Annotated in this window: 16 protein-coding genes and 1 pseudogene; 9 read left to right on the plus strand and 8 right to left on the minus strand. The window is 56.8% G+C overall.

Annotation, left to right across the window (positions count from 1 at the left end; translation table 11 throughout):
- The first annotated feature begins 96 nt into the window (after positions 1 to 96).
- Both ACP8MI_RS10055 and ACP8MI_RS10060 read left to right on the plus strand, forming a co-directional pair.
- Entirely contained in the window at positions 97 to 1,245 is a 1,149-nt protein-coding gene (locus ACP8MI_RS10055) for a hypothetical protein (RefSeq protein ID WP_018121661.1), read from the plus strand.
- A complete protein-coding gene (locus tag ACP8MI_RS10060) occupies positions 1,242 to 3,008 on the plus strand; it encodes a hypothetical protein (protein WP_018121662.1) in 1,767 nt (588 codons plus the stop codon). Before ACP8MI_RS10055 ends, ACP8MI_RS10060 begins: the two co-directional genes overlap by 4 nt.
- Before the next feature lie 488 nt (positions 3,009 to 3,496).
- Here ACP8MI_RS10060 and ACP8MI_RS10065 read toward each other — a convergent pair.
- The 4 genes and pseudogenes from ACP8MI_RS10065 to ACP8MI_RS10080 all read right to left on the minus strand — a co-directional run.
- A pseudogene (locus tag ACP8MI_RS10065) lies at positions 3,497 to 3,914 on the minus strand (transposase family protein); the annotation flags it as partial.
- A 164-nt stretch (positions 3,915 to 4,078) separates the two neighbouring features.
- Positions 4,079 to 4,933: a 23S ribosomal RNA methyltransferase Erm gene (gene erm / locus ACP8MI_RS10070; RefSeq protein ID WP_016459102.1), complete on the minus strand. Its 855-nt coding sequence runs from the start codon at positions 4,931 to 4,933 to the stop codon at positions 4,079 to 4,081.
- Between the two features lie 99 nt (positions 4,934 to 5,032).
- Positions 5,033 to 5,098, minus strand: coding sequence for an erythromycin resistance leader peptide (locus ACP8MI_RS10075; RefSeq protein ID WP_071569110.1), 66 nt, complete (start codon positions 5,096 to 5,098; stop codon positions 5,033 to 5,035).
- Positions 5,099 to 5,179: 81 nt separating this feature from the next.
- On the minus strand, positions 5,180 to 5,890 hold the full coding sequence (locus ACP8MI_RS10080; protein ID WP_011069225.1) for an IS6-like element IS1628 family transposase: 711 nt from the start codon (positions 5,888 to 5,890) through the stop codon (positions 5,180 to 5,182).
- 170 nt (positions 5,891 to 6,060) lie between these two features.
- Here ACP8MI_RS10080 and ACP8MI_RS10085 point away from each other — a divergent pair, with 170 nt between their 5' ends.
- The 6 genes from ACP8MI_RS10085 to ACP8MI_RS10110 all read left to right on the plus strand — a co-directional run bounded on the left by ACP8MI_RS10085 (position 6,061) and on the right by ACP8MI_RS10110 (position 10,779).
- Positions 6,061 to 6,114, plus strand: coding sequence for a chloramphenicol resistance leader peptide (locus ACP8MI_RS10085; RefSeq protein ID WP_011113070.1), 54 nt, complete (start codon positions 6,061 to 6,063; stop codon positions 6,112 to 6,114).
- Positions 6,115 to 6,135: 21 nt separating this feature from the next.
- On the plus strand, positions 6,136 to 7,311 hold the full coding sequence (gene cmx / locus ACP8MI_RS10090) for a chloramphenicol efflux MFS transporter Cmx (protein WP_005297378.1): 1,176 nt from the start codon (positions 6,136 to 6,138) through the stop codon (positions 7,309 to 7,311).
- Complete coding sequence (locus tag ACP8MI_RS10095; RefSeq protein WP_011113072.1) at positions 7,311 to 8,300, plus strand: IS481-like element IS5564 family transposase; 990 nt, start codon at positions 7,311 to 7,313, stop codon at positions 8,298 to 8,300. Before cmx ends, ACP8MI_RS10095 begins: the two co-directional genes overlap by 1 nt.
- Positions 8,301 to 8,482: 182 nt before the next feature.
- Positions 8,483 to 9,247 (plus strand): IS6-like element IS6100 family transposase, encoded by a 765-nt coding sequence (locus ACP8MI_RS10100; RefSeq protein ID WP_001389365.1) that lies wholly within the window; start codon positions 8,483 to 8,485, stop codon positions 9,245 to 9,247.
- Between the two features lie 464 nt (positions 9,248 to 9,711).
- Positions 9,712 to 9,930 carry a hypothetical protein gene (locus ACP8MI_RS10105; RefSeq protein ID WP_126851384.1) on the plus strand — a complete coding sequence of 73 codons (219 nt, stop codon included), beginning with the start codon at positions 9,712 to 9,714 and terminating at the stop codon, positions 9,928 to 9,930.
- A 138-nt stretch (positions 9,931 to 10,068) separates the two neighbouring features.
- Positions 10,069 to 10,779 (plus strand): IS6-like element IS1628 family transposase, encoded by a 711-nt coding sequence (locus ACP8MI_RS10110; RefSeq protein WP_011069225.1) that lies wholly within the window; start codon positions 10,069 to 10,071, stop codon positions 10,777 to 10,779.
- 22 nt (positions 10,780 to 10,801) lie between these two features.
- On the opposite strand, the gene ACP8MI_RS10115 is transcribed toward ACP8MI_RS10110, so the two are convergent.
- Positions 10,802 to 11,242, minus strand: a complete 441-nt coding sequence (locus tag ACP8MI_RS10115; protein ID WP_126844759.1) for a hypothetical protein — start codon at positions 11,240 to 11,242, stop codon at positions 10,802 to 10,804.
- A 374-nt stretch (positions 11,243 to 11,616) separates the two neighbouring features.
- Here ACP8MI_RS10115 and ACP8MI_RS10120 point away from each other — a divergent pair, with 374 nt between their 5' ends.
- Positions 11,617 to 12,390 carry a class I SAM-dependent methyltransferase gene (locus ACP8MI_RS10120; RefSeq protein WP_018121536.1) on the plus strand — a complete coding sequence of 258 codons (774 nt, stop codon included), beginning with the start codon at positions 11,617 to 11,619 and terminating at the stop codon, positions 12,388 to 12,390.
- A gap of 5 nt (positions 12,391 to 12,395) precedes the next feature.
- Here ACP8MI_RS10120 and ACP8MI_RS10125 read toward each other — a convergent pair whose 3' ends face one another.
- From ACP8MI_RS10125 to ACP8MI_RS10135, 3 genes are all read right to left on the minus strand, one after another.
- Complete coding sequence (locus ACP8MI_RS10125) at positions 12,396 to 12,833, minus strand: hypothetical protein (RefSeq protein ID WP_021353494.1); 438 nt, start codon at positions 12,831 to 12,833, stop codon at positions 12,396 to 12,398.
- Between the two features lie 205 nt (positions 12,834 to 13,038).
- The gene (locus tag ACP8MI_RS10130; protein ID WP_018121539.1) at positions 13,039 to 13,386 is read right to left on the minus strand and encodes a hypothetical protein; all 348 of its coding nucleotides are present in this window, start codon (positions 13,384 to 13,386) and stop codon (positions 13,039 to 13,041) included.
- 238 nt (positions 13,387 to 13,624) lie between these two features.
- Entirely contained in the window at positions 13,625 to 15,457 is a 1,833-nt protein-coding gene (locus ACP8MI_RS10135; protein WP_018121541.1) for a phosphoenolpyruvate carboxykinase (GTP), read from the minus strand.
- Positions 15,458 to 15,529: the final 72 nt, after the last annotated feature.

The following is a 15,529-nucleotide window of genomic DNA, read 5'->3' on the forward strand; positions in this document are numbered from 1 at the left end:
TGCGGTCACGAAAATTTTTGTCGAAATTTTCGTGAGTATATCCATTCAACACGTTCTACCTATGTGAAGGAGATGGCTCAATCTTGTCATGCCTAAATGCGTTTTGCAATCGCGAATTTTCCAGTGCTCCCGTCGTCGTGGAATCGGGGTGCGATCATGGGGCGTTTTAAGGCCTTAGCAGCAGCACCAAGCTCCGAACCAACCAAGAGTGGTCGAGCTGGTGGTACGGCGACGTTGACGGTGGTGGCCGGAGATATAGCACCTGAGCGTGTGCGACGCTTGACCCGCCGGACCGTCCCTGATGCAGATCGGTATGCCCGACTTCGGGATGTGGGGATCCGGCGTCCTGTAGGCCCGTTGCGTTCGCAGGCAATCGAGAGGGCCGCGCTGGTCCAGGCCCATACGCGCGAGCTTGATGAGGTCGCCGATGCGAAAGCGTGCCGCGTGTTAGCGCGGTATCTGTACGACGAGGGGCTGGTATATGGTGTGGTCGATGAGGAGCGAGCCTTGGTCAGGGAGGCTGTCGATCGATGGCTTTTTAGAGATGACGTTTTCAATCGTCGAGCACAGCGCACCTATCGCACTATACTGTACGCCGCAGGTAGGGCACTGTATCCGAACCAATTTCCAGAGCCGCACCGCTCACGCGGTCCGCGTCGGAAGGCTGTCGCGCCAGCTTCCGAGCCACTGGCAGATGAGCTGTACGCCATCGTGCCCTCGCTGAGCGGCTCTTTGCGCCAGCAGCTGCTCGTGATTTTGGATCTCACCACCGGAGCGGGTTTGTCGGCAGGAGAAATCCGACGTCTCCGCGGAACCGATATCACTGCGCTAGAACTTCAGGAAAGAACCGTCGTCGTTGTTGCGGTACGCAAAAAGGGCGTGGTTAGTCGGGTGGTGCCGGTCGTGTGCCCTATTCGTGGGCACCGTCTGCTCACCCGCGCCCAAGAGGCTGGCGGTGGGTTCGTCTTTCCCTGTGTGGGGCAGACCATGCCACGCAACGCAATTTGTCATGTTGCAGATAGGTTGGATGAGCAGGGTTTTCCGCGTTTTAATGCGGCCGCATTGCGAAATCGTTGGGTGGTCGATTTGGCCACAGATCCGGCTATACCCGCAGCAATGCTGCTTAAGCTCGCTGGCATCGCGGATTTACGGATTCTGCACGACCTGGATGAATCGCTGCCGGACTATTCGTCCGCGGATATCGCGCATGCGCTGCTGCGGACCAAGGAGGCTGCAGAGGTATGACGATCGCACTACAGGAACAAAAGTTGACCTTTTCGCGCACCTACCTGGAGGAATGCGCACAAGTGATCGACAAATCTGGAGCACATACGTTCATCGATTTTTATCGACGGCAGGCAAAAGGAATCGGTGGGCGCACGGCAACTGGCCCACGCTACTCCATCTTTGCCGTCTTAACGATAGGACTAGCGCTGATTGGTACTCAACGTGCGCCGTCCATGGCAGAGATCTGGCGTACCCTCTGGGATCTGGATAGCGACACTCAGCAGCGACTGGGTCTTGACCTGCACGGATATAGTGGGGAAGGAACCTACCGCGCATTCGCCATGTGGCTGACCAGATATCTGGAACCGCTGGATTCTCTACCGGATATCCGTGCCCGCCGAGACAAAAACGGAGCTCATCGTCAAACGATGGCTGCGCGGACCGAGGAGCAGCAGCAGGCCTCAGTGGTCGCCAGTGAGCGCCTCCACCAAGTTGTTAATGCCATCGTAGCTGGGTCTATCGATGACCCGTCCCCGTCGGGATACAAGGGCGACGTGGTTGCGGATGAGACGATCATCGATTTGGCTGGTCAATCCCAAGGGCTGGGCAGCCGCGACGATAAGCAACGCGGTGCAGCATACTCCGGCGCCTTCTACATCCGCGATCGCGAGGACCACTCCCTGCATGCCGAGGCCGGAAGCCGACGCATCACCAAAGGCGGTGTAGGCCTCGGTGTGACTGCAGTCAGTCGGGTCGGGCCACCCCAGGCGGTCTATGGCATACCGTCGGTGATCACCGCCATATCAATCGACAAACCAAGCTCCGGGTCGGTGATGAGCTTGGAGCGTGCTCTTCGCTTCCACCAAGAAAATGGCTTTGACCAGCGCACGAAACGCGGTCGGATCCCTTTTCTCACCGTGGACATGGGCTACAACGTCAAACGTCAGTTTTCTGATGTTGTACTCGATGCGGGGTACGCGCCTATTGTGCGGTATCCAATCTCGTGGCGCACCATCATGGCCTCAGATGCGCCAGGAACGACTGACATGTCGAGCGGCCCAGTCCAGATCGCAGGCGATTTCTACTGCCCCATGGCCCGTCACCTGGCAGGTGACGGGAAAATCACCCGCCGTACTGTGGATCTTCTCGACGAACCGGACGGTTTCGAACAGCATGATGCACAGATGGAAGCCCTATTTCCACTGCTGATGGGCACGAATTCGCGTCCGTATCGTAAACGGGCGACCCGCGGTAGACCCAGTAAACAAGAAGTTGAAGGTGATCTTCCGGTGAAAATCGATCTGGTTTGTCCCGCCGTCCAAGGCAGGGTGAAATGCCCGCTTAAGCCGGCTTCCATGGTTTCTGCCGAAAATGGAGCCCCTACTGTTGCACCGTCCTGGGATGCCACACGGTACCGGTGCTGCTCAAGCTCGAGTATTACTCAAACCTACACGCCTGAGCAGTGGAAACGGGCCCAGTGGGGGCTAGTGCCAGGCTCGTGGGAGCACACCGTCTACTACGAATCCGCACGTGCCATTACTGAACAACGGTTTTCCATTATGAAATCCCACTACGTCACAGGTATGGATAACCTGAGGCGCGGCGTTCGGCGAGAGCCAATGCTCTATATCACCATTGCTCTGTGGATAGCTGCAACAAATCGGGCTATTCAGGATTCATACGCTAGGCGGCGGCCATCGGAGGATTCGATGAAAAAGCGCCTGCGCATGATTGAAGAAGACCTTGGTCGTACCCCGGTAAAGGCTCCACCTCGAACCTAAAAGGTCTGGAAACTATTTAGCACGCATGTACTAACACTCGTCCTGCTTCGGCAGGGCGAGTTTCTTCTGCCGTCAACGGGAGGGCAAAAGTAAAAAAGTTTGCTTGCTGAGGCCACTTATAGCACGGTCTTTCATCGACTTTTTGGCCTAGTTGAGGCGGAATTTATTCTCGGGAGATTACATAAGTGCTGCTCGGGAGCTGTACACAAGAATTACCGTGTGACCATGGGATGTGAACAGCACACCATGAGCAGTTGAACAAACTGCACCACCGGAAGTAACAAACTCGAAAGGGTATGTTACCTCCGGTTTCTTTCATTTTTCAATCTTTGAGGTGCGAAGATTGCACGCGTGGGGATTGAGGGTGTGAATCCCACTGTCGTGGGTTTGATGAGGTAGTCGATGTTGCGGAAGCTTTGGCATCGGCGTGCGTTGTGCTCCGTACGTTGTTTCAAAAACGGGTTTCATCAAACGGAACAAAACCTGGGACACTTCATATCCCACCCCAGGCCTAATGACTTGGGTGCAGCGGCAACGCTCATCCGATTTAGGCAGAGTCGTTGCAGGATCCAGTGGGTCACCTGGTCCGTGGTCTTTGAATTGTCGGGCGTGCAGGCAAGGCCAGCACGGAAGATCTTCTGCAAGCAACGCTTGTTGGTGCACCGGTAGCGTGGAAGGCGCACATGAAGTTGTTGGGTGGCCGACGATGGGCAGATCGACCAGGCTGCGGATGACGTGGTCGCGGAATACTCCAGGCTGCCCGCAGGTAGGGCATTCATTGATCGGCTCGACGGGTTCGGCTTCAATAACAGTGACGTCACCGTTTTCTGTGGCACCGGTGATAGTAGTTCCTAGTTTTGCGGTGCGGCAGATGGTATCGACGATGACATTTCCGTTAGGCTGCACAGTAGGTCCTTAGTTTTGTACGGATGGATTAGATACCTTTTTCCTACAAAGCCAAGGACCCCAATATCTTGTGCCACGCCCGAACCCCCGGCGAACTAATCAATGCACTCTAAAACCGGAAGAGCCCTTTTAGTACTACTGGTGGATTTCGGTTTTGGTGGGGATTAACGCCGCCGGCTTCGGTTTTTCCGTTGAGGAGGTCGTTGACTACTTCCCGATGGTGAAATGGGTCGATGGTGAGGTAGAGAGGAACCAGTCACCTGGAAGAGATCGATCCAGTCGTTGGTGTGCAATCTGGGAGGTAGGGTCGCGGGGTCGATTCCTCGCGAGCGCAACCATGATTGTGTTTCTGAACGTGATGAAAACAACCCTGCCCTTCGGAGAATTTCCCCTATCCCGCGTCCCCGGGCAGTGAAAACGGTGTGCACCATCGCCTGAAAGGCTTTGCGCTGCTCTATCGGAATCTTCGGGTCACCCACCCGGCGGATCACTAAGATCCCCCCGTCAACGTTTGGCTGTGGCCGGAAAGCAGGCCTTGGTACCCGAGAACCCAGGTGAAATGTGAACCATGGGGACCACTGAGCCGTCATCATCGTGCTTGCGCCTACCCCGGCCCGGCGGCGAGCGACTTCCCACTGCATGAGGAGTACAGCGTCAGTCCATGCTGGCGCATGCAGCAACTTTCGAAGAATGGCAGTGGTGAGGTGAAAGGGAATGTTTCCCACAATGACGCAGGGAGTGGCGGGTAACCGGAAGTTAAGGAAATCATCATGGACCACTTCGACCGCCGCCGAGGAGGTTTCTTGTGTGATTTTGGCAGCTAGTTTTGCGTCCACTTCAACTGCCGTTATCGCCCTCCCCAAGTGGGCCATCGGGTGAGTGAGGGCACCGCTTCCTGGTCCGATCTCAATGATGGGGCCGGAGGTTTGTTTCACAAGGTCGATGATGGAGTTGATGATCTTGTGGTTGGTGAGAAAATTTTGGCCATGCTCGTGACGGCCGTGTCCGTATGCAGACATCAGGTGTGCTCCTTGGATTTGAAAGGGAGCCGGGCATGACAAATAGCCGCCCGGCTAAAGGACCGGAGCGGTTTTTAACCTACGGGGTAGGAAACCGCCTTAGCGGTTGGTGCGCAACCGCAAGAAAGCGGTACCTGAAATCAACATGGGTCTAATTATATCCATTTAAAGGTGCTGTTGCAACTTGGGGCGGGAGCCAAGAAAGCTCCGTTTTTATTGTGTGATCAACGCTATGTGCCTGTGTTGTCAGGCCGTCTCGAATACCCGGCTAACAATCACTGCATCCGGATTCGGGTGACCATAGGCAAACATCGTGCCCTGCCCCTTCCGCAATGAGTGCATCGCTTCCATCCCTTTCAACGTCCGGTAGGCAGACGTTTGGTTTTTGAATGCTCCTTTCGGCCCCAGGATCCGCTTTAACCGGCCATGATCGCCTTCAATGACGTTGTTGAGGTATTTCACCCGACGATGCTCGACCGTCGATGGACAGACGCCTTCCGCCTTCAGCTCAGAGATTGCCCTGGCGAGTGAGGGGGCCTTGTCGGTGCTGATCACCCGCGGATAGCCTGCCGATTTATTCGACCGCAGCGTCTTCGCCAGGAAACGCTTCGCTGCCGCGACGTTGCGTTTTGGTGAGAGGTAGAAGTCCAGGGTCTGGCCACCTGCGGTGATTGCCCGATAGAGGTAGCACCACTTTCCCCCGACCCGGATATAGGTCTCATCCACCCGCCAGGACCGGGCCTGCCAGTCAGGAACTTGCCGATACCACCGGGTCTTCTTATCCAGCTCAGGAGCATATTTCTGCACCCAGCGGTAGATCGTGGTGTGATCGACCGGCACTCCCCGCTCGGTCATCATCTCTTCGAGGTCGCGATAGCTCACGCCGTAGCGGCAGTACCACCGCACCGCCCACAGGATGATTTCACGAGGGAACTGCCGACCGGAGAAGATGCCCATGGACCTGATTATTCCACGCCGGTCTTCCTACTGCCCCAACTTTGCAACAGCACCAAGGCATGTTAGAGTTTGGGGCATGTCGAGTCCCGAATCAGACAGGTCAGGGGTTGTCGGTCACACCGCCAGCCCCTTGAACCACTAGTTACGACGCCCACGATCTGTGTGGGCGTATGTCTGGCGTACCCGGGGCGCTGGCCGTGGTGACAAGAAGAACCATTTCTTGATCTCACACCTCGGAGTACTCGATGCCTTTTGCCCTTTACATGCTTGCCCTGGCGGTCTTCGTCATGGGCACTTCAGAATTCATGCTCGCGGGATTGCTCCCCGCGATCGCGACCGAACTTGACGTCTCGGTCGGCACTGCGGGCCTGCTGACCTCCGCATTCGCAGTCGGTATGGTCGTCGGCGCGCCAGTGATGGCGGCATTCGCTCGCCGTTGGCCACCGCGGCTCACATTGATCGTTTGCCTTCTCGTGTTCGCGGGAAGCCACGTCATCGGAGCGATGACACCAGTGTTCTCTCTCCTGCTCATCACCCGGGTGCTCAGCGCTCTCGCAAACGCAGGATTCCTCGCCGTAGCACTGAGCACGGCCACTACCCTCGTGCCAGCGAACCAGAAGGGGCGTGCACTGTCGATCCTGCTCTCCGGCACGACGATCGCAACCGTCGTGGGCGTCCCCGCCGGGGCACTGCTCGGCACAGCGCTGGGCTGGCGAACGACGTTCTGGGCGATCGCCATCCTCTGTATTCCCGCGGCCGTTGGAGTCATTCGTGGCGTCACGAACAATGTTGGTCGGAGCGAGACTAGCGCGACCTCACCAAGGCTCCGTGTCGAGCTCAGCCAGTTGGCGACGCCGCGGCTCATCCTGGCCATGGCACTCGGAGCGCTGATCAACGGAGGGACCTTTGCGGCATTCACCTTCCTGGCACCCATCGTGACCGAGACCGCGGGCTTGGCCGAAGCGTGGGTGTCCGTCGCGCTGGTGATGTTCGGCATCGGATCGTTCCTTGGCGTCACGATCGCAGGACGACTATCAGATCAACGACCTGGCCTCGTGCTCGCAGTCGGCGGACCGCTATTGCTGACAGGCTGGATCGTGTTGGCAGTGGTCGCATCTCATCCCGTTGCGCTTATCGTCCTCGTCCTCGTTCAGGGATTCCTGTCGTTCGGCGTCGGCAGTACTCTGATCACGCGTGTGCTGTATGCAGCATCGGGTGCGCCAACGATGGGCGGTTCGTACGCAACCGCAGCATTGAATATCGGAGCTGCAGCGGGGCCCGTGCTTGGTGCGCTCGGGCTCGCGACCGGGCTGGGGCTGCTCGCGCCGGTTTGGGTCGCTTCGGTGCTGACAGCGATCGCTCTCGTCATCATGCTTCTCACCAGACGCGCGCTTACGAAGACCGCGGCGGAGGCCAATTGATGACCCATCCGAACGCTCTTCTCACTCCTCGTGCCCGTCTCCGGTTAGCTCGGCTGATTGTCGAAGACGGCTATCCGGCCACGATCGCCGCAAAGATGTTCATGGTCTCCCCGATCACTGCCCGGAAATGGGCAGGCCGCTACCGGGAAGAGGGTGAGTTTGGGATGCAGGATCGCTCCAGCAAGCCGCACCGGATCCCAGGCAGGACGCCCGAGCATGTCAAGAAGAAGATCATCAACCTGCGCTGGCGGCTTCGACTGGGGCCAGCCCAGATCGCTGCGCGACTTGGTCTCTCGACGTCGACTGTTCACGCGGTCCTCGTCCGTTGCCGCGTGAACCGCCTCTCGCATATCGATCGTGTCACTGGCGAGCCATTGCGGCGATATGAGCATCCTCATCCGGGATCGTTGATTCATGTCGATGTCACGAAGTTCGGCAACATCCCCGACGGCGGTGGACATCGTTACGTAGGTCGGCAGCAAGGCGCACGGAACAAGCTCGCGACTCCGGGATTACCACGAGGAAAAGATCACAAGCCGCGCACCGGGACGGCGTTCGTTCACACAGTCATCGATGACCACTCCCGCGTCGCATACGCAGAAATCTGGTCGGATGAGCAGGCGAGCACAGCGGTGGGAGTTCTCGAACGCGCCGTGGCCTGGTTCGCCGAACGAGGCGTGACCGTCGAGCGAGTCCTATCCGACAACGGGTCGGCATACAGATCCCACGCATGGAGGGACTTCTGCGCTCGGCTCGGCATCCGACACAAGCGGACACGCCCCTACCGGCCGCAGACGAACGGGAAGATCGAGCGATTCCACCGCACGCTCGGGGACGGCTGGGCCTATGCCAGGTTTTACGGTTCAGAGGCCGAACGACGCCTGGCGCTGCCCGGCTGGCTCCACTTCTACAACCACCACCGACACCACTCTGCGATTGGCGGCGTACCCTTCGACCGACTCAACAACGTCCCTGGACATCACACCTAGAACTCGAAATCTAACGTCCGTTCGGGCATCGAGGTCCATGTCGGGGTGGGACGGGCCCGTGGCTTCAAGATCACTTGCAGTCCGACCGCGATGTCTTGGTTGCGCGAGAGGTTGTCGATATGGCTCTGTTGCAAAAATCGTGAAGCTTGAGCATGCTTGGCGGAGATTGGACGGACGGAACGATGACGGATTTCAAGTGGCGCCATTTCCAGGGTGATGTGATCCTGTGGGCGGTGCGCTGGTATTGTCGCTATCCGATCAGCTATCGCGACCTTGAGGAAATGCTGGCGGAACGCGGCATTTCGGTCGACCATACGACGATCTATCGCTGGGTCCAGTGCTACGCCCCGGAGATGGAGAAGCGGCTGCGCTGGTTCTGGCGGCGTGGCTTTGATCCGAGCTGGCGCCTGGATGAAACCTACGTCAAGGTGCGGGGCAAGTGGACCTACCTGTACCGGGCAGTCGACAAGCGGGGCGACACGATCGATTTCTACCTGTCGCCGACCCGCAGCGCCAAGGCAGCGAAGCGGTTCCTGGGCAAGGCCCTGCGAGGCCTGAAGCACTGGGAAAAGCCTGCCACGCTCAATACCGACAAAGCGCCGAGCTATGGTGCAGCGATCACCGAATTGAAGCGCGAAGGAAAGCTGGACCGGGAGACGGCCCACCGGCAGGTGAAGTATCTCAATAACGTGATCGAGGCCGATCACGGAAAGCTCAAGATACTGATCAAGCCGGTGCGCGGTTTCAAATCGATCCCCACGGCCTATGCCACGATCAAGGGATTCGAAGTCATGCGAGCCCTGCGCAAAGGACAGGCTCGCCCCTGGTGCCTGCAGCCCGGCATCAGGGGCGAGGTGCGCCTTGTGGAGAGAGCTTTTGGCATTGGGCCCTCGGCGCTGACGGAGGCCATGGGCATGCTCAACCACCATTTCGCAGCAGCCGCCTGATCGGCGCAGAGCGACAGCCTACCTCTGACTGCCGCCAATCTTTGCAACAGAGCCATGCAGCCAACGGTCGAGTGGCGGGCATGATTCGGATTGACAGGTTAAGGCTGGTCTGGGGTGGATCTGCTTGTGGCTGTTAACAGAGCCAACAATGCTGCCGCGACGGGAAGCGGCGTTAGGTAGGGTCCACTTCTATGTGGAAACTTGCTGCTGTCGCGCCCCTGTTACTGGCCCTAGCGGCTTGCACGGACGGCGGAAGTACCGCCGACGAAGGGGCACCAGCGGCCTCTGAGAATGCCTCTGGCGAGTCGGCGGCCGTATTGGAGATGGCCGTCTCGGAGACCTGTGCAGACGATTCGAGCTCGCAGTGTGTCTTGTTCCAAGGCGAGAACATTCTGATCAATCCGGCAGATTTCGAGCGAGTGGGTGTTGACTCTGCAGCGTCGTCAGGGCCCAGGATGATTGACGTGACGCTTGATAGCGATGGAGCTGAAGTCGTGCAGAAGCTCTCGACAGAAGCGTCCGAAGCTGGCGAAAGCGCGCGCCTGGTGACGAAGAGCGACGGCGACATTCTCTCCGCAGTCAGGGTGCAGGGCAGTCTTCAGGGAGAGTCCCTACAGATGGCTGTTCCTGAGGATGTCGACGCCAATGTCGTGGTCTCACGACTAAATGGCGATGAAGGCTAGCTGAAGATTGCAGTCTCGCTGCTCACGCTGGTGGGCCGGAGTGCAGTTCTGCCTCGCGAGTAGGGGAGAGAGCTCCCCGGGACCGGTGCTGTTGCAAAGTTGGGGCAGTAGGAAGACCGGCGTGGAATAATCAGGTCCATGGGCATCTTCTCCGGTCGGCAGTTCCCTCGTGAAATCATCCTGTGGGCGGTGCGGTGGTACTGCCGCTACGGCGTGAGCTATCGCGACCTCGAAGAGATGATGACCGAGCGGGGAGTGCCGGTCGATCACACCACGATCTACCGCTGGGTCCAGAAATATGCTCCTGAGCTGGATAAGAAGACCCGGTGGTATCGGCAAGTTCCTGACTGGCAGGCCAGGTCCTGGCGGGTGGATGAGACCTATATCCGGGTCGGGGGAAAGTGGTGCTACCTCTATCGGGCAATCACCGCAGGTGGCCAGACCCTGGACTTCTACCTCTCACCAAAACGCAACGTCGCGGCAGCGAAGCGTTTCCTGGCGAAGACGCTGCGGTCGAATAAATCGGCAGGCTATCCGCGGGTGATCAGCACCGACAAGGCCCCCTCACTCGCCAGGGCAATCTCTGAGCTGAAGGCGGAAGGCGTCTGTCCATCGACGGTCGAGCATCGTCGGGTGAAATACCTCAACAACGTCATTGAAGGCGATCATGGCCGGTTAAAGCGGATCCTGGGGCCGAAAGGAGCATTCAAAAACCAAACGTCTGCCTACCGGACGTTGAAAGGGATGGAAGCGATGCACTCATTGCGGAAGGGGCAGGGCACGATGTTTGCCTATGGTCACCCGAATCCGGATGCAGTGATTGTTAGCCGGGTATTCGAGACGGCCTGACAACACAGGCACATAGCGTTGATCACACAATAAAAACGGAGCTTTCTTGGCTCCCGCCCCAAGTTGCAACAGCACCCCGAAAAGTATTGCGCAACTTCATACTGACAAAAATAGAGCAGGCAGCAACAGTTACTACACAACCTAATATTTGCCATAGAGGGTAGTCACCAGGTGGTTCAGGTACATGCTGCGCCCCATAACTAGGCGCCCATGTCAACCAAACAATCGGGGCAAATACACCGGCTGCCGCACCACACATCAGCAATAACCAAACCGGATAAGAACGCTGAGGCTGGTCTATCCTCCGCTGCATCTTAGGGTTCGACGCCGATTGCTCTTCACGCAGAACTTTCCTCCGCGAAAACAAATAGCTGAGCCAAATGACGCCTCCGATTATCGTCGAAGGAACAACGCTGAACAATAACAGCAAGTTTAGAAAAATCGGGACATTAAAATTATCCACAATGACCTATTCTTTAAAAAATTACGATTCTCTTCGCTCCAACCCTTTTTCACATTATTTTAAATAGTTACCCAATCAAACCCTTTAACTCCGATTGTGTAACTATCCCGTATTCGAGCACAAGGGCCTGCCCGCAGCCACGTCAAAACACCGCGGACCACCCATCCTCTCATACTGGGCACAGATCGCACCACACACTCGGAACGGTTCTTCGCCGAAAAACCCTCAACATGGTTTATATCACTTTATCCAGTTGGAATGATTACCCTCATAATATAGTTTCCAGCCCAAAAAGCAAGAGTTTCAGCGAAGATCGATCAATAAAAACTGGGCTTCCCAACTACAACCTCCAACACGCTATATCCTGGGAACCTATGCGTCCCGAACTGCGCCATCCCCTGCACCACACACGCCGCCATGCCAGCTTAGCCCGGTCGATTCGCCTGCTGCGTTCTTTCGATTACGAGCAATCCCAGCCACGCAAATTTTATGAACCGCTGGCCCGTGATACCGCGCAACAACTGGCAGCAATCCACCAGGATGTGCACGGCACGGGGCTGGACAAGCTATCGGTGCTGGATGTCGGCGGTGGCCCCGGGTATTTTTCGGCGGCTTTCGCCGAGCACGGCGCGCACTATATTGGCTTGGAACCAGACGTTTCAGAAATGACTGCAGCCGGAATCACCTTGGATACCGCGGTTCGTGCTTCCGGCACAGCGCTGCCTTTTCGGGATAACAGCGTCGACATCGTCTATTCCTCCAACGTGGCCGAACACATCGCGCGCCCCTGGGAGATGGCCGAGGAAATGGTGCGGGTTGCACGCAACTTGGCGGTCATCAGTTACACGGTGTGGCTCGGGCCTTTCGGCGGGCACGAAACAGGGTTGTGGCCACATTATATCGGTGGGGATTTCGCCCGGCGTCGTTACGAACGCAAGCACGGGCATCCGCCAAAAAATATCTGGGGGCATTCGCTTTTCGACGTCTCCGCCCACGAAGGCCTCGGCTGGGCAGCCGAATGCGGCTACCATACCTACTGCTTCCCGCGCTATCACCCCAGCTGGGCCTGGTGGATTACGAAGATACCCGGGTTGCGGGAGTTGGGCACTTCAAACCTGATGATTGTGGTGGATAAGACGCGGAGCTAACGCATTCAAAGTTTCATTCGGTTTGCCAGCAAATCGGCCCTGGAATTGGTTTCACTCCCGCCCGGGATGATCTTGCCTATTGCTGCTGCCACGACGACATTGACCAGGGCCGCAAGCAAGGCAAACCAGATGCTTTCGGCTACGAAGAAATACAAAAATACCAATAGGACTAGAGCAATGATATTTTCAATGGCCTGCTTATGAAATATCTCTAGACCAGATAAAAAATAAGCAGCACGTGCTACGGTGCGCACCAACCCATCAAGTGAAATTCCCACCAATAGTGCAATAATTCCCCATTGCAACATGGAGGCCAAGCTAGCGGTTGCGAGCCCACCTAGGATATGCACGGTTCCCAATGCGACTACAAATGGACTGGCCACAATAAGAATGAGGAAAACTATCCTCGCAATGAGGCTGGCGAAAATTTTCACATTATCCAAACTGCACCTTTCCTGATCCACGAAATCCAGCTTCTTGATTCGTGACCTTTTGCTTTTGCTCGAATAACCCTACAATCCGGGTATCGCCACGCTGTTTAGCCGAGAGTGTCTGTTCCAGATTTTCCCATCTACTCAAACGGAACAAAACCTGGGACACTTCAGACATAAGACCGGAAAGATCCCACCGTTTATGTTTACTTGACGTTTATAGGGTGTTAGCACCACGCAGGGCACCGGCACGCCGCAACAAAAGATAAGCACCGGCCCACAGCGCTGTAATTACCACCAGACCAAAAACTAAGCCTGCCCGATCGTCGGAAGATATACGCCACGAAAATAACACCGAAATAGCGCTCGCTACTGACACCCCCAGGACAATATGGGAATGCATTTCATTGCGTAAAATCTTCAAGCGCAACCAGAAAGATATCAGCATAGTTACCAAGATCATCAGAGCACTCAGCCAAATATGGTCGAAGAATCCTAAAGCAAACCCAGCAAGCGAGAAAATACTGGCACTAGCTATTCCCTTCATCAAGCTAGACATAAGCATTGCTTACCTCCTCGTTTCAGACTTTCCATTACCGAATGTCCAGCTCCAACGTGAGGGCCAGGCATCAGGACGGAAAGATCCTTCCGATAATGTTCTTCGTCACGCCGTTTTCGCATGCAAAAAGCGCAAACGGAATGATCTTTCCGTTTGCGCTCAAACACCAGGCCCCAGGCAGGAAGTCTTATCTCAGCGCTTTCCTGCCCTAAACCTGAACCGGCAACAGAGCAGAATGCCAGATTTACTTCGTTGCAGAAGCTTCCTCGATGCGGGACTTCAAAGCCTCGAACTGCTCCAGAACCTCATCTGGGACCCGTGAGCCCAAGAAGTTGAGGTACTCAGCGTTGTCGTCGACATCGCTAGCCCACTCTGCAGGATCCACAGCAAGGACTTCTTTGACCTCGTCCAAGCTGATTTCCAGACCGGTCAGGTCCAAATCCTCAGCACGCGCGGTATTACCCACGATGGTCTTTTCTGCGCCGACCTTGCCATCAACACGCTCGGTGATCCACTTCAATACGCGGGAGTTTTCACCGAAGCCAGGCCAGATGATCTTGCCGTCGTCGTTCTTGCGGAACCAGTTAACCAGGAAGATCGACGGCATCAGGTCGCCGCCCTTCTTGCCCATGTCAATCCAGTGCTGCAGGTATTCACCAGCGTTGTAGCCCATGAACGGCAGCATCGCCATTGGGTCGTGGCGCAGCGCACCGACGGTTCCCTCGGCAGCGGCAGTCTGGCCGGAAGCCAGCAGCGAACCGATCATGGTGCCGTGTTCCCAATCGAAAGCCTCGGTAACCAGCGGGATGGTGTCGGCACGACGTCCACCGAACAGGATGGCGTCGATCTTCACACCGCGCCAGTCGTCGTATTCCGGGGCAGCGACAGGGCACTGGGAAATTGGCACGCAGTAACGGGAGTTCGGGTGCGCAGCCTTCTCCGCAGAATCCGGGGTCCAGTCATTACCCTTCCAGTCAATCAGGTGCTCTGGGGCTTCCCCATCCATGCCTTCCCACCAGACGTCGCCGTCGTCGGTCAGCGCAACGTTAGTGAACAAGGTATTGCCTGGTTCGATAGTGCGCATCGCAATAGGGTTGGATGCATAGTTGGTGCCCGGCGCGACGCCGAAGAAGCCGTTTTCTGGGTTCACGGCATACAGGCCGTCTTCGCGCAGGTGCATCCACGCAATATCGTCACCGACTACCTCTGCGGACCAGCCATCCAGCGTTGGGGTGATCATGGCCAGGTTGGTCTTGCCACAAGCGGATGGGAATGCCGCAGCAACGTTGTAGTTTTTGCCTTCTGGGCTGGTCAGCTTCAGGATGAGCATGTGCTCAGCCATCCAGCCTTCTTCTTTCGCCATGACCGAGGCGATGCGCAGCGCGTAGCACTTCTTCGCCAAAATGGCGTTACCACCGTAGCCGGAGCCATAGGACCAGATTTCTTTGCTCTTCGGGAACTGGGTGATGTACTTCGTTTCATTGCATGGCCAGGCAACATCTTCCTCGCCTGGTTCCAGCGGGGCACCCACGGAGTGTAAACAGCGCACGAAGGAGCCTTCGTCGCCAAGCTTATCCAGGACTTCCGTGCCCATGCGGGTCATGGTGCGCATGGACATGACGACGTACGCCGAGTCCGTCAGCTGGATGCCCAGTTTTGGGTCTGGATCATTGATCGGACCCATGCAAAAAGGTACGACGTACATGCGGCGGCCTTTCATGGCGCCGGTGTAGACGTCGACCATTTCCTCTTTCATGGCCTGCGGCGGGGCCCAGTTATTGGTTGGGCCGGCACCTTCCTGGTCTTCTGTACAGATGAAAGTGCGCGATTCCACACGAGCGACGTCCGATGGGTTCGAGCGTGCTAGGTAGCTGTTTGGACGCTTTTCCTCATTGAGCTTGATGAGGGTTCCTGCGTCGACAAGTTCGGCTGCAAGCCGATCCCATTCTTGTTGCGAACCATCGACGAACACAACGTCTTCTGGTTGAAACATAGCAACGGCGTCGTTGATCCAGTTGATCAATTCTTTGTTCTGCGTTGGCGCTTCACCAACAAGTCCCGTGATTGGGGCGCTCATTTAGACTCCTGATCGGTCACTACAGCAGGTTGGACATGCCCCAGGGTAGCGACTACCAGGGGTGAAAGGTAA

This window comes from Corynebacterium sp. LaCa_70 (assembly GCF_058182015.1).